Raw genomic sequence first — 14,135 nt, 5'->3', positions numbered from 1 at the left:
CATGGGGCGGTTCAGCGATTTCTTCATCAAGGAGCTCGGGCGCCGTCAGGTTTGGTTGTTTTTCCTGCCGGCGACCCTGGTGTATGTCCTGCCGCTGATCCTCGCGGACTATCCCTACATCGATGACAACTGGCGCTCGCTGTCGGCCGGCATGGCTTGGGCCAAGGAAGGGCGGTTGTTCGCCGAGCTGTTCTACAACGCACTGACCTTCAGTAATGCCGCGCCGGACATCTTTCCATTGCCGTTGTTGATCGCCACTTTAGCGATGTCCTGGGCACTGGCCAGCCTGACCTTTCATTACTTCCGTGAGCCCACCATCGCTTGTTGCCTGGTGCTGTTGCCGCTCTGGTACAACCCGTTCTTCCTGCAAAACCTGTCGTATCAATACGACGGTCCCGTCATGACCCTGAGTGTGGTGGCGGTGATCTATGCGATCACCTTTCGTCACCCTTCGCGCAGCGTGCAATGGCTGGTGCCGGCGTTCCTGATAGCGCTGGCGCTGGGGCTTTATCAGGTCAGCATCAATGTGTTTCTGGGCCTGTGTTGTCTGGACTTGCTCAGGGCCGCCAATGACAAAGCGCCCTGGCCGCAGTGGGGCGTTTTGATCGGAAGGAGAATCGCGCAGATCGTGCTGGGCTGGTTGATTTACTGCGTCACGGCCTATCCGTTCATGGGCGAGGGCCGCACGCTGTTGCTGGATTGGTCGGCGCAGCCTTGGCTGCAAATCGACATCAACCTTGCGCGAGTGCTGGAGAAAATCCTGCTGTTGTTTCACGGCGGATTCGCTTGGGTGTTTGCCGGGTTGTTGCTGTGCGCCATTGTGGGTGCTGTTCGCCTGGGTTTAAACGTCGTTAAGCACAAGGATGGTCGGGCGAGGCAATGGTTGATCGGCCTGATGTGCCTGCTGACAGTGCCGGTGGTGATGCTGTTGGTGTCTGGTGTCGCGTTGTTTTTCCGCGACTTCAACGAAGGCGCCAGAACCTTGATGGGATTTGCGGTGCTGCTGGTGCTGCTGTTCTATTTGAGCTATCTGGCGCTGGCACCGCTGCATGAACGACTGCCGCTGCTGTTGCTGGTACCGCTGCTGGCGATGCTGTCGCTGTCGTTTGCTTACGGGCGCGTGCTGACGGTGCAGAAAACCTTCGCGACCAGCGCGTTGTTCAGCCTTGAACGCGACATTACCAGCCATCAAGCACTGCGCGAGGCCAAGCGCATTTACCTGTCGGTGACCTATTCCGATCACTGGCTGGTGGGGGCGGCGGGGTCGTTCAAGCAGATGCCGGTGTTGCACTATCTGTTGAACATCGACTTTTACATGCTGGCCGAAAACCTGCCCAAGGTGGGCATCACCAACGTCGTCGCGGAGAAGGAGCGGCGCAATGCGACGCGGGTGGGTTATCAGCAATATCCGGCGTTGGTGGAGAACCAGTTCTACCGGATTTATCTGATTGGCGATTACGGTTTTATCGTCATCAAGGAACCCGCCCCGATCAAAGCACTGCGTTGGTGAAGATCAAAAGATCGCAGCCTGCGATGCGATCCATGTAGGAGCTGCCGCAGGCTGCGATCTCTTGATCTTTGATCAGGCCGCCGCTACTTCATTAGGCTCAAAACTGTCGGCCCGCGCCATCTGCCACATCCGTGAGTAGAACTCGCCATTCACTTCACCGGTCAGCAACTCACCCGGTTTCAGGAACACATGCAGCTGCGAGAACAGCTTGATTTCGGTCGCCGACATCCGTCGCACCAAATGCTTGGCCGACAACTGCGACGGATGTTCGAGGCCGGCGGCGGCGAGCATCTCCGCCAGGCCTTTCAGGGTGTTGCGGTGGAAGTTGTAGACGCGCTGAGCTTTGTCCGGCACCACCAGCGCGCGCTGGCGCAGGGTGTCCTGGGTGGCGACGCCGGTCGGGCATTTGTTGGTGTGGCAGCTTTGCGACTGGATGCAGCCGATGGCGAACATGAAGCCGCGCGCCGAGTTGGCCCAGTCGGCGCCGATGGCCAGGACACTGGCGATGTCGAAGGCACTGACAATCTTGCCGCTGGCGCCGAGTTTGATCTTGTCCCGCAGATTCAGCCCAATCAGCGTGTTGTGCACAAACAGCAGACCTTCACGCATCGGCACGCCGATGTGGTCGGTGAACTCCACGGGTGCCGCGCCGGTGCCGCCTTCCTTGCCGTCGACCACGATGAAGTCCGGAAGGATGCCGGTTTCGAGCATGGCTTTGGCGATGCCCATGAATTCCCACGGATGACCGAGGCAGAACTTGAAACCCACCGGTTTGCCGCCAGACAGTTCACGCAGTTGCTGGATGAAATGCATCAGTTCAATCGGCGTGGAAAACGCACTGTGGCGTGAGGGCGAGATGCAGTCTTCACCCATCAAAATGCCGCGGGTGTCGGCGATTTCCCGGGTCACTTTGTGCTTGGGCAGGATACCGCCATGACCGGGTTTGGCGCCTTGCGACATCTTGATTTCGATCATCCGCACTTGCGGCGTCCGGGCTTGCGCGGCGAAGCGTTCCGGGTCGAAACGGCCGTCGCTGGTGCGGCAACCAAAATAGCCGCTGCCCAGTTCCCAGGTCAGGTCGCCACCGTGTTCGCGGTGATAGGCGCTGATGCTGCCTTCGCCGGTGTCATGGGCGAAGTTGCCAAGTTTGGCGCCCTGGTTCAATGCGCGAATGGCGTTGGCGCTGAGCGAGCCGAAGCTCATGGCCGAGATGTTGAACACCGAGGCTGAATAGGGCTGAGCGCATTGCGGGCCGCCGACCGTCACGCGGAAACCGCTAGGGTCGCTCAATGGCGCCGGGCGCATGGAATGACCGATGAATTCGAACCCCGACTGATACACGTCGATGAGCGTGCCGAACGGTTTGTCGGCGCTTTCGTTCTTGGCCCGGGAGTAGACCAGCGAGCGCTGGGCGCGGGAGAAGGGCAGGGCGTCGCTGTCGGATTCGAGCAGGTACTGGCGGATTTCCGGGCGGATGGCTTCGACCAGATAGCGGATGTTGCCCAGGATCGGATAGTTGCGCCGCACCGCGTGGGGGCTTTGCAGCAGATCGAAAATGCCGATCAGGCTCAGAACGCCGGTGACGGCGGTGATCGGCCAGAGCCAGTCGTGTTCGAGGAAGGGCAGGCTGGCGAGGGTGAAAATTACGCAGACGGCAAAGAAGGCGTAGCGGCTCAGGAGGGACAGGCTCATACGGTTTCCTTGGGTTCGGACTCAATGGTTCGGTGCAGATAGCTTTTGTGGCGAGGGAGCTTGCTCCCGCTCGGTTGCGAAGCAGCCGCGAAACCTGCGGGCGGATTTGGCCTGACTGAACGCGGTGCTTGTTGTGGGACCGCTTCGCGGTCCAGCGGGAGCAAGCTCCCTCGCCACAGGCACAATGTGCGGTCGCCTTCGAGCTGACAATTAAACTGGATTTTGTCGGCCACGACATTCACACGAAAGTATCGTTGATAGTACACGGTGAGAATGAAATGTTCGGTGGCTCGATAACCTGCGAGGCTGCTCCTGCACACCGCGGTTTTGATCATCCGCGAAAGACATGTGATCCTTGCAGCCTTTGAGTCAAAGGCCTTTTGTTTATGTCGACACTTATCCACATCGCCGCCGCCCTGCTGATCGGCCCCGACGGTCGAACCCTGCTGGTGCGCAAGCGCGGCACCACGGCCTTCATGCAACCGGGCGGCAAGATCGAAGCCCATGAGCAACCGGTGCATGCCCTGGCCCGAGAACTGGAAGAAGAGTTGGGACTGGTTATCGACCCGGCGCACGCCACCTTCCTTGGCCAGTTCTCGGCCCCCGCCGCCAACGAACCGGGTTTTGTCGTACAGGCCGAAATCTTTCTGCTAACCATTGATGCAGACGTCACCCCGGCAGCCGAGATCGAAGAAGTGCTCTGGATCGATCCGGCCACCGACGGCGATGTCACGCTGGCGCCATTGACACGCGACCTGATCCTGCCGTTTTATCGAGCTTCGCTGACCGCGACCGCCTGATCATTCACGCAAAGGACCCGCCATGATCCCGCTTCAAGACTTGCTGATTTTCGCCGCTGCCGCGTTGCTGATGGTCCTGACGCCGGGGCCGAACATGATCTACCTGATCTCCCGTTCGATTTGCCAGGGGCGCAAGGCTGGCGTGACGTCGTTGCTCGGTGTGGTCGCGGGTTTTTTCGTCCACCTGTTCGCCGCGGCGGCCGGTTTGACCGCGGTGTTCCTTGCGGTGCCGATGGCCTATGAAGTGTTGAAGTGGGCCGGTGCGCTGTATCTTTTGTGGCTGGCCTGGCAGGCGGTGAAACCCGGGGCGCGTTCGCCGTTCGAAGCCCAGCAGTTGCCGCCGGATTCGTCACGCAAACTGATCACCATGGGGTTTCTGACCAGCGCCCTGAACCCGAAAATCGCCGTGTTTTATCTATCGGTGTTTCCGCAATTCATCAGCCCCGAGCACGGTTCGGTGTTCACCCAAAGTATTGTGTTGGGCCTGACCCAGATCAGCGTCAGTTTCTGCGTCAATCTGCTGATCGCCCTGTTTGCTGCGGGCATCGCCTCGTGGTTCGTCAACAACCCGACCTGGCTGGCGCTGCAGCGCTATTTCATGGGGTTCGTGTTGGGTGGCCTGGCGCTGCGCTTGATGCTTGAGCAACGCAGGACCGCGTGAGCATGTGGATCGAGCGGCTGGATGCCAGTCACGCCCTGGCTTACCGGGAATTAATGCTGGAAGCCTATGACCGTCACCCGCAGGCGTTCACCTCCAGCGTGCGCGAACGGGCGGCCATGCCGCTGAGTTGGTGGGAGTCGCGCCTGACCAGCAAGCTGGATGCAGTGTTTGGCGCGTTCGAAGAGGGCAGGTTGGCCGGCATCGTTGGCCTGGCCTTCGAACCTCGGGAAAAGGCACGGCACAAGGCGACGCTGTTTGGCATGTACGTGTCCGCCAACGTCCGGCAGCGCGGGCTGGGTTATCAGCTGGTGCAGGCGGTTTTGACCGAGGCGCAGGCGCATCAAGGGTTGCGGTTGATCAAGTTGACCGTAACCGCCGGCAATGATGCGGCGTTCAAGCTCTACCAGCGCTGCGGCTTCATCCAGTTCGGCCTTGAGCCGATGGCGGTGCGAGTGGGCGAGGAATACTTCGACAAAATCCATATGTGCCGCGAAATCACCGCTGATCCTCAGGCATAAGGCATTTTGTGGCGAGGGAGCTTGCTCCCGCTGGGCTGCGCAGCAGCCCCAAATCCGGCAACCATTTTTCTTCGGATACACCGCATGCGCAGATTTTACGACTGCTGCGCAGCCGAGCGGGAGCAAGCTCCCTCGCCACATGCTGTAGCGTTTGGGCTATCAGCGAACGGCACCAACCCCATCCAGGGTCGAAAACGACGTGTCTTTCGCCGTCAGCAAGAAGTCGCGCATATACGGCGCATCCAGCATGTCTGCCCGAATCGCCGCATACAGCGTCGCAAACAATCCTTTCTCACCGAGTCGCTTGGCCTTCACATAACCCCGTGAGCTGTACTCATGCAGCGCCCAATGGGGCATGCCACACACGCCGCGTCCGCTGGCCACCAGTTGCATCATCATCACCGTCAGTTCCGAGGTGCGGACCTGGGCCGGTTCGATGTCGGCGGGTTCGAGGAAACGAGTGAAGATGTCCAGCCGATCACGTTCCACCGGGTAAGTGATCAAGGTTTCCGTGAGCAGATCTTCCGGGACGATGTAGGCCTTGCTCGCCAGTTTGTGCTGGTTGGCCACGGCAAGCATCGCTTCGTAGGTGAATAGCGGCACATAGGTGATGCCAACCAGTTCCACCGGATCGGAGGTCACCACCAAATCAAGATCGCCACGCGCCAATGCCGGCAGCGGCGCAAAAGAGAAACCCGACGCCAGGTCCAGTTCGACTTCCGGCCAGGCATCACGGAACTGGTCGATGGTCGGCATCAGCCACTGGAAGCAACTGTGGCACTCGATCGCCATGTGCAAACGCCCGGCGGTGCCGCCGGCCAGCCGCGCGATGTCGCGTTCGGCGGCGCGCAGCAGCGGCAGGGTGGCGTCGGCCAGTTGCAGCAAGCGCAGACCGGCGCTGGTGAAACGCACCGGTTTGGTCTTGCGCACGAACAATGGCATGCCCATGCGCTCTTCCAGTTCCTTGAACTGGTGGGACAGCGCCGATTGGGTCAAGTGCAGGCGATCGGCCGCGTCCACCAGGCTATCGGCTTCGCGCAAGGCGTGCAGTGTCTTCAAGTGACGGATTTCAAGCACCGTGGGGCTCCATGAGGAAAACTTGTGATCAACACGAAAAGGTTGAGTTTGTCTCATGTTGCCTTGGCTGTCGACAATAGCGCCATCTTTTACAGGAGCACATTCGACATGGCCGTGGCCCACACCCTTGGTTTCCCGCGCATCGGCGCCGACCGCGAACTGAAAAAAGCCCTCGAAGCCTACTGGAAGGGCGACATCGATCAGGCCGCGTTGAACAGTGTCGGCCGCCAATTGCGCGCCACCCACTGGCAATTGCAGAAAGACGCCGGTATCGACTTGTTGCCGGTCGGCGACTTTGCCTGGTACGACCAGGTGCTGACCCATTCCCTGACCTTCGGCGTGATCCCCGAGCGTTTCGACAGCGCCAGGGATGCCAACGGCCTGCCGACCCTCGACACGCTTTTTGCCATGGCCCGTGGCGCCACCGCGAGCTGCTGCGGCGAGCATGGTCAGGCGCAATACGCTCAAGAGCTGACCAAGTGGTTCGACACAAATTACCATTACCTGGTCCCGGAATTCAGCTCGGATCAACAGTTCAAGCTGAGCTGGGAACAGCTGTTCGATGAAGTCGACGAAGCCCTCGCCCTCGGTCACAACGTTAAGCCGGTGATCATCGGCCCGCTGACTTACCTGTGGCTGGGCAAGGCTAAAGGCAACGACTTCGACAAGCTCGACCTGCTGGAACGCCTGCTGCCGGTCTATAACGAAATCCTCGGTCGCCTCGCCGCCCAAGGCGTGGAGTGGGTGCAGATCGACGAACCGATCCTGACGCTCGACCTTCCACAATCGTGGAAAAGCGCATTCGAACGCGCTTATCACATCCTTCAGTACTCGCCGCTGAAAAAGCTCGTGGCGACCTACTTCAGCGGTCTGCAAGACAACCTCGGCCTCGCAGTCGGCCTGCCGGTACAAGGCCTGCACATCGACGCGGTACGGGCGCCCGACCAATTGCTGCACGTGCTCGATCGCTTGCCGACCTACAAGATTCTTTCGGTGGGTCTGGTCAACGGCCGCAACGTCTGGCGCTGCGAACTGGAGCCGGTGCTCGCGCAACTGCAACTGGCCCAGGAACGCTTTGGCGACAACTTGTGGGTCAGCAGTTCCTGTTCGCTGCTGCACAGCCCGGTGGATCTGGAGCGCGAAGACAAACTCGACCCGGAACTGAAAAGCTGGCTGGCGTTCGCCGTGCAAAAGTGTGGTGAGATCGCCGTACTGCGCGATGCCCTGAACGATCCGCAAGCGCCCAAGGTGCAAGCGGCCCTGGCCGAAAGCCGCGCGATTCAGATCAGTCGCGCCGAGTCGCCGCGCATTCACAAAACCGACGTGCAAGCCCGAATCAATGCGATTGGGCCGACGGACAGCCAACGCCAATCGCCCTTTGCCAAACGCATCGAGCAACAGCGCGCACGCCTGAAACTACCGGCGTTCCCGACCACCACCATCGGCTCGTTCCCGCAGACCGGATCGATCCGTCTGGCGCGCCAGGCCTACAAGCAAGGCAAGCTGTCGGCCAACGACTACACCGACGCCATGCACCACGAAATCCGCCACGCCGTACAGATTCAGGAACGCCTCGGGCTGGACGTGCTGGTGCACGGTGAAGCCGAGCGCAACGACATGGTCGAGTACTTCGCCGAGCAGCTTGATGGTTATGCTTTCACCCGTTTCGGCTGGGTGCAGAGTTACGGTTCGCGCTGCGTGAAACCGGCGATCATTTACGGCGACCTGAGCCGTCCGAAAGCCATGACTGTCGATTGGATCAGCTATGCACAGAGCCAGACCGACAAGGTCATGAAAGGCATGCTCACCGGTCCCGTGACCATGCTGATGTGGTCGTTCCCCCGTGAAGACGTGTCGCGCAAAGTCCAGGCGCAACAACTGGCCCTGGCCCTGCGTGACGAAGTGGTGGATCTGGAAGCCGCCGGGATCAAGATTGTGCAAATCGACGAAGCTGCCCTCCGCGAAGGCCTGCCGCTACGCCGGGCGCAATGGCAGGAATATCTGGACTGGGCGGTGCAAGCGTTCCGCCTGAGTGCCAGCGGTGTGCGGGACGAAACCCAGATCCACACCCACATGTGCTACAGCGAATTCAACGACGTGATCGAAGCCATCGCAGCGATGGATGCCGATGTGATCACTATTGAAACTTCGCGTTCGGACATGGAACTGCTGGAGGCTTTCGAAGCGTTCGATTACCCGAACGACATCGGCCCGGGCGTCTACGACATCCACTCGCCACGGGTGCCGGACACTGCCGAAATGGTCAAGTTAATGAGCAAAGCGGCGAAGCGCATTCCCGCCGAACGCTTGTGGGTCAACCCCGATTGCGGCCTGAAAACCCGTGCCTGGCCGGAGACCGAAGCGGCGCTGGTGAACATGGTCGCGGCGGCCCGTCAGTTGCGCAGTCAACTGGCCTGAGGTGTAGGAGCCGGCTTGCTGGCGATCGCGCGGGTACAGGCGAAACGTGTGTTGCCTGACACACCGCCATCGCCAGCAAGCCGGCTCCTACAGGGTTTTGTATTTTTCAGAGCTCGGAGAAGTGTTTGACCCCCAGCGGTTTGCCGATGTCGCCGCGCCAGATCGGTTGTACATGGGCACCACTGGCAGCCTGAGCCTGTTGCCATTGCAGCCCCAGGTTGCGTTGCTCCGGCAGTTTCAGATGACCTTTGACGAAGTCGTTGAATGCAGGCTTGGCCGAGGTGTAGTGGAAGTGTGCGTACCACAAGGTTCGCGCATGCTCTTGGGTCAGATCGCGCACTTCGTACTCTTGCAGAAAATCCCTGCGTCCATCCGGGCGTTTACCCAAGTCCCGTAGGCCGCCTTCCTTGCGGATGTCCACTACATTCTGCTCAAGCAGATAATCCAGATAACCTTCGGAAGGGGTTTTGCTGTTCAGGGTCTGGTCAATCCTCAGCGTACGGCCGGCGCGCAACAGTTCAGCCGCGCGATTGCGCAATTGCACAGCGACCGGCTCCGTGGGCGACAGCCGTTCGATGGCCTGGGCACGCATGTTCAGTTCCGCTGCCTCGCTACTCATCATGTGCTCAAGGTCGACCGGCAGCATGTCTCGTCGGGTGTGACCTTCAACTTTGCTTTGGTAGGCGTCGACGGTACCGAGTCGTTTCCTGGCCTCCACCAGCATCGGCGTGACATCGGTTGGAAGCGGTGTTTGTGCGGCAGCCACGGGTTCACTGAGGTGATATTTGCCGCTTGAGGAACGGGGTAGCCAGGTTTCCGTATGACCATCGACACCCTCGATGGTGAAGCGTTTTTGCCGGGTCACGGCATCGTTACTGGCGACACCGATGAGCAGTTGGTTGTCTTCGGTCTCGAACAGTTGCTTCCTTGAACGTCCCGCGTTCGGCGTGGTGGAGGGGCGTGTCTTGATGGCATGGCGAGCGAACTCTTCCACTTTTTCCAGGTTGTCGAGAAACGCAGCGACTTGCTCCAGATCCAGATGCTGCGGATAGCCCAACGACCAGGCGCCAAGATTGCGGCGAAACTCGGCATACGTCGCCAGACAGTCTTGCAGCACCTTGTTGCGCTGGGTAAAAATGGCCTGTACTTCAGGCAAATGATGCTGGGTCAGCAAGGCACGCCCGAGCTTGTTGCGGGCCTGTTTCAACTGCACGTGAAAGTAAACCCAGGACTGGTCGGTGACGGCGGTGTAGTGGGTGATGATCTCCAGCTCATGCGCCGCTTTTAGGTAGTAATGATTGGTGTCGCTGAACTTTTCATTGACGGTGGCCAGGTCCGGGGCCATCTTCGATTTTTGCGCACGATTGGTGATTCTGCCATTCCATCGATTCGCTGCGGCGACGTGCGAGTGAAGCAGATCAAAGTCCTTGAGAAAGTCTTTTCGTATTTCCTTGCGTTGCGCCATCAGTTGCACATGTGTGGCGGTATCGCTGAACGGCGTGGCATCCGAACGGGCAACCAAATGATCGATACGGTCGAGATGTTCCACTAGACGCTCCTTGGCCAAACCGATCCGCCGCACGGTGCGATCGACAACGATCCAGGCGCAGCGACTTTGAATGTCTTCGATCATCACGCGTTTTCGGCCATGACTGAACAGCATCAGTTCCTCAAGGTTCAGGTATTGGGCCTGTGCAAGATCGATGTCGTTGGCGCAAGCGATGTCGGCATTGGCACGAAGGGGCTGACGCTGGTTCGGTTCGAGACCGAAATAATGTTCAAGGGTCGCGTTGGAGCTGTTGGTCTGGGTTTCGAGTCGTCGGGTGTAGGCATCGGCGGTGTTGGTCAGGGTCATTTGCCGACGCAAGGCGCGATCCGTCCACCAGCGCGGCAGCCAGCGGCGAATCGCGGCGGGCCAGAGTGGGTCGAGGCCGTCGGCCATATGACCGAGCACCGCGCCGCCGCCGACACCACCTCCTGCCGTCACGGTGCCGTACACGGCGTAATGGGTGTTCCAGTGGCCGGCTTCATCGAGGGCGACAGGTTGTTTGTAGGTTCGCGTGCTCGTTGCGCTCAAACGCCATTGCGGCGGATTGTTGGCCAGTTCGATACGGTAGATGCGACCCTGGCTGAGCATGAAGTCGCCGTCGGCGTGTCGATACACATTGCGATAAATGCCTTCGGTGCCCGGTTGCAGGCCGGCAAGGGAAATCTCCTGTTCATACTCATAACCCTTAAAGCGTTCCAGGGTCCGCCGGGCCTGCCGTTGCGTTGAAGTTTGCAAACCGCCCGGGCTTTTGGTCGCGGCTTTCAAGTGGCGCAAACGTGTGAGAGAACGCGCTCCGCCGGACGTGGCAGCAACGCTGGGAAGAATGTCCATCGCCGCATCAATGAAAGACAACAACACCGCTTCCATCTCGGCCAGGCCATGGCCGACATCACCACGCAGAAAACCCGCGACCGCGAGGTTGGCACTGTTCCAGGCGTCATACAGCGAAATGGCGGAACCGACGAAGGGCACCATGCCCAGCGCCATCTTCAGGTAGTTGAACAACGCGCCGGATTTCAACGCGACACCCTCCAGGTACAACGCATCGTTGGAGCGTGATGTCCCCCGATGCGCTTCCAGCAATCGACCCATATGTACATTGAGCAAGTGGGTCGCCAGGGAGGTGGTTGCCGGCCAGGCCGTACCCGCGCCAATGAGGGCGTCGAAATTCTTCAACAGCGCCTGATTGATCCGGCTGACGTGACGGGAGAAATCCCCGTTCAAGGCTCGGTCAGCCAGGTAGTTGACCGTTCGGGTGTGCAGGCACTGGTTGTACAGCGCCATGCGCGCCTCTTCCAGGTTGTCGTACTGACGCAGGAATGTTCCGTCAGGGCTGTCGGGCAGGTAGAGCAGGGTCAAGCCGCTGATTTGTTCTTCAATGAACGTGACACCGGCGAGGGTGGTCGGTCCCTGATGTTGCGTGTCCTCACCACCCACCGTCAGGTTCGCCGGCAATAACACGATACGTTTGCCATTGGCCGCGTAGGCGTCGCGGCTATTGGCGTCGATGGCGATCTCCAGTACTTGCTGGCCGTCAGCCTTGATGTCCCGTTGCAACAGGGCGAACTCGCCTTGCAGTTTGAGCATCAGGCGCCACGGTTCGCTCAGGCATTCCCGGCGGTAGGCGTTTTTGAACGCGGACTCGCCCGACGGCCCGAGGAACGTCTCGCGGATCAGCGTTTCATACTTCCCGGCCAGATCCAGTTCAGTGATCACTTTGCGCAGCCAGGCTTGCTTGATGCCGTTTTTCACCTTCTGGCTCTGTGCTTCATCGCCGCCACTGACCTCAACCTGCATCAACGACAATCGCCACCACATCGCCTGGTTGATGTTGCTTTGCGCCAGTTCGGCGAGAGAAAGCTTGCTCCATTGCGCGCTGGCGATCAGCGTATTTTGCTGGGGTGTGCCGGGCGCAGCGCCCTCGGTAACCACTTTGCGCCATGTCGTGGAGTCGGGAACATCAAGCATGACCTCAACGTTCTGCGTGAGGCCGAACTCCTGACGCAGGTGCGCGTCGATGGCCTTTTGGCTGAAGGCGTCACGGTGAGGCAGTTCGCGTTCCAGCATTTCATTGGATCGTTTCATCGCTTTGATGTACGACGTGAACAGCGACTTGAGGCGATTGCGTTTGTCCTCGGTCAGAGCGCTCAACGTCGACGGCAGTCGGCTTGCCAGTGCGGCACTGTGGTTTTGCTCGACGACCTGCGCGTAAGCCAGTTCCCGGGCTGTGACGATGGGGACGGTCAGGCGGGCGAGGGTCAGTTCGCGCAGCTTTTCCAGTTCCACCGCGCGTTGGCGGGTGTGAGAAGGCACGGGATTGGCGGTGAGCAGCCGGGTTGCCAGTTGTTCACAGGTATAGAGCTGGGTTTGCAAGGTGTATTCGAAGGGGTTACCGCGCAGCGGCAAGAGGTGCAAGGCTTGCGTAGTGTCGTTGGCCGGGAGTTTGAACAGCGTTTGTTCCAGTGCCTGGCGCGAGGCGAACCGTTGCAGGCCGCCGAAACGTCCGGGCCAGTAGAGCAACAGACTTCGGGTCGAGGACGCCAGCAACGCGTCGGGATGGGCAAACAGCAATACACCGTCCAGTTCATGGGTTTGAGTCCGGAGAGTGTCGCCCTCGGTCTCCGTCGCCGACAGCATCAGCCGGGCGACGACCACATCGGCCGGCCGGGGTTGATCAGGTGCATCCAGTGCGGTTTTGAGCCATTGATGTTCATCGCTGCTGATCTGGCTCAGGCTCAATTGCAGCTCGGCTTCGGCAAGCAAACCGTTCTGGCGAGCCTGGTAAAGGGCGGTGTAATGCGGATTCGGCAGGCGACGCAGCTCCAGCATTTGGTCGGTCTGCAGAAGCGCTGTCGCGGCATTGTTGCTGGCTTGTTCGGCGGCCGTGAGGGCATCAAGTTGTTGTTGCAACCGTAGCAGGCGCGGATCGTTGTGATCGCCCTGGAAGTCTTTGCCGAGCAGGTTCTCCAGCGCTGTTTGTTGTTGCGCCAACGCACTGAGCCGAAGGCCCAATGGGATATCAGGGGTCAGTTGGCCGAACGGGGCGGGGCTGTCATGTGCATCTGCCATCGGCAGGTCGGGTGGCGCGGCAAACACAGCGTCGTTGGCATGCCGATCCGCAGGGGCAATGGACAGTCGGGACCGCAGGGATTCGGCACTTGTCTGCAGCGCAGGATCGCGTGGAACGGTGTAGTCGACGCTAATGGTGTTTGCTTGAAGTCGCGGCTGATCGAACAGTGGGGGCTGCTGTTCGATCAGCCAGCGTTCCAGATCATTACGTTTTTCAAAGGTCATCCACGGCGATGGTCGAGACGGCAGATACAGCAATTGAGTGACCGGTTGATCGGTATTCAGGGTGATGACCAGCGCGCCGGATAGTTCGACATAGAGGCCGTTGTTGCCCTTGAGCTTGAGTTGTTCGACATACACCTGAAACTCGGGCGTTGTTGCCGGATTGACGAGTGCATGTAACGCGTTCATCTGCTCGACACTCAAGCCGCCCTGGGCAAACGTCCACTGGCTGGACGCCTCGAAATGTTGGCGATACAGGCGGATGGCCTGTGCCTTGCGGGAAACATCCGTACCGCGCGCACGAGCGCTCCACCAGTCTGCATCGAGTGGCGATTGCGGGTTCTGCGCCATAAGGTCGAGCCACTGATCGCGACAATCATTCCAGTGCGCCGAGGCACTCAGGTTGAGGTTTTCGTCCAGTTTTTGCGCCAGTGAGTGGCTCAAGCCGAAGTCGGCGGGCGGTGTGGTGGGGGCTTCGAGCATGAAGTGAAGGACTCCAATGGGTGAGTGAGTCGGGCCATTAGAGATCAGTCGATAGTGGGGTTGGTGGTACATAGTTATCGCGTCCGAATGACCGCCCGGCGCTCTTCATCAAACTGTCATGGAACTGTGGCAGCGC

The 14,135-nt window shown here is 59.8% G+C and carries 8 protein-coding genes and 1 pseudogene; 5 read left to right on the top strand and 4 right to left on the bottom strand.

The genetic code is table 11. From position 1 onward, the window contains the following. Position 1 precedes the first annotated feature (1 nt). Positions 2–1,510 carry a glucosyltransferase domain-containing protein gene (locus tag NL64_RS25135; RefSeq protein WP_034150779.1) on the top strand — a complete coding sequence of 503 codons (1,509 nt, stop codon included), beginning with the start codon at positions 2–4 and terminating at the stop codon, positions 1,508–1,510. A gap of 72 nt (positions 1,511–1,582) precedes the next feature. On the opposite strand, the gene NL64_RS25130 is transcribed toward NL64_RS25135, so the two are convergent. Then, on the bottom strand, positions 1,583–3,202 hold the full coding sequence (locus tag NL64_RS25130; RefSeq protein WP_034150778.1) for an FMN-binding glutamate synthase family protein: 1,620 nt from the start codon (positions 3,200–3,202) through the stop codon (positions 1,583–1,585). 164 nt (positions 3,203–3,366) lie between these two features. After that, positions 3,367–3,492: pseudogene (locus NL64_RS30225) on the bottom strand (helix-turn-helix transcriptional regulator); the annotation flags it as partial. Between the two features lie 96 nt (positions 3,493–3,588). Here NL64_RS30225 and NL64_RS25120 point away from each other — a divergent pair. The 3 genes from NL64_RS25120 to NL64_RS25110 are packed head-to-tail and all read left to right on the top strand — an operon-like array spanning position 3,589 to position 5,181. After that, on the top strand, positions 3,589–4,002 hold the full coding sequence (locus NL64_RS25120; protein WP_034150776.1) for an NUDIX hydrolase: 414 nt from the start codon (positions 3,589–3,591) through the stop codon (positions 4,000–4,002). A 22-nt stretch (positions 4,003–4,024) separates the two neighbouring features. Then, a complete protein-coding gene (locus NL64_RS25115) occupies positions 4,025–4,663 on the top strand; it encodes a LysE family translocator (RefSeq protein ID WP_034150775.1) in 639 nt (212 codons plus the stop codon). A 2-nt stretch (positions 4,664–4,665) separates the two neighbouring features. Then, positions 4,666–5,181: a GNAT family N-acetyltransferase gene (locus tag NL64_RS25110; RefSeq protein ID WP_034150774.1), complete on the top strand. Its 516-nt coding sequence runs from the start codon at positions 4,666–4,668 to the stop codon at positions 5,179–5,181. Between the two features lie 159 nt (positions 5,182–5,340). Here the strand turns inward: NL64_RS25110 and metR are convergent, their stop codons facing one another. Further along, positions 5,341–6,258, bottom strand: coding sequence for a transcriptional regulator MetR (gene metR, locus NL64_RS25105; RefSeq protein ID WP_034150773.1), 918 nt, complete (start codon positions 6,256–6,258; stop codon positions 5,341–5,343). A 108-nt stretch (positions 6,259–6,366) separates the two neighbouring features. On the opposite strand from metR, the gene metE reads away from it, so the two are divergent. Then, a complete protein-coding gene (gene metE, locus NL64_RS25100; RefSeq protein WP_034150772.1) occupies positions 6,367–8,676 on the top strand; it encodes a 5-methyltetrahydropteroyltriglutamate--homocysteine S-methyltransferase in 2,310 nt (769 codons plus the stop codon). 106 nt (positions 8,677–8,782) lie between these two features. Here metE and NL64_RS25095 read toward each other — a convergent pair whose 3' ends face one another. Beyond that, a complete protein-coding gene (locus NL64_RS25095) occupies positions 8,783–13,999 on the bottom strand; it encodes a dermonecrotic toxin domain-containing protein (RefSeq protein WP_034150771.1) in 5,217 nt (1,738 codons plus the stop codon). Positions 14,000–14,135 lie beyond the last annotated feature (136 nt).

It is taken from the genome of Pseudomonas fluorescens (assembly GCF_000802965.1).
Classification (GTDB): Bacteria; Pseudomonadota; Gammaproteobacteria; order Pseudomonadales; family Pseudomonadaceae; genus Aquipseudomonas; species Aquipseudomonas fluorescens_A.
Note: the sequence above shows the minus strand (reverse complement) of the source record. Positions and strands in the feature narration are given on the sequence as shown.

Bases quoted from the DNA above. Each gene is read 5' to 3' on its own strand.
- NL64_RS25110 (WP_034150774.1), top strand. From the start codon at position 4,666: ATGTGGATCGAGCGGCTGGATGCCAGTCACGCCCTGGCTTACCGGGAA.
- NL64_RS25135 (WP_034150779.1), top strand. From the start codon at position 2: ATGGGGCGGTTCAGCGATTTCTTCATCAAGGAGCTCGGGCGCCGTCAG.
- metE (WP_034150772.1), top strand. From the start codon at position 6,367: ATGGCCGTGGCCCACACCCTTGGTTTCCCGCGCATCGGCGCCGACCGC.
- NL64_RS25120 (WP_034150776.1), top strand. From the start codon at position 3,589: ATGTCGACACTTATCCACATCGCCGCCGCCCTGCTGATCGGCCCCGAC.
- NL64_RS25095 (WP_034150771.1), bottom strand. From the start codon at position 13,999: ATGCTCGAAGCCCCCACCACACCGCCCGCCGACTTCGGCTTGAGCCAC.
- NL64_RS25130 (WP_034150778.1), bottom strand. From the start codon at position 3,202: ATGAGCCTGTCCCTCCTGAGCCGCTACGCCTTCTTTGCCGTCTGCGTA.
- NL64_RS25115 (WP_034150775.1), top strand. From the start codon at position 4,025: ATGATCCCGCTTCAAGACTTGCTGATTTTCGCCGCTGCCGCGTTGCTG.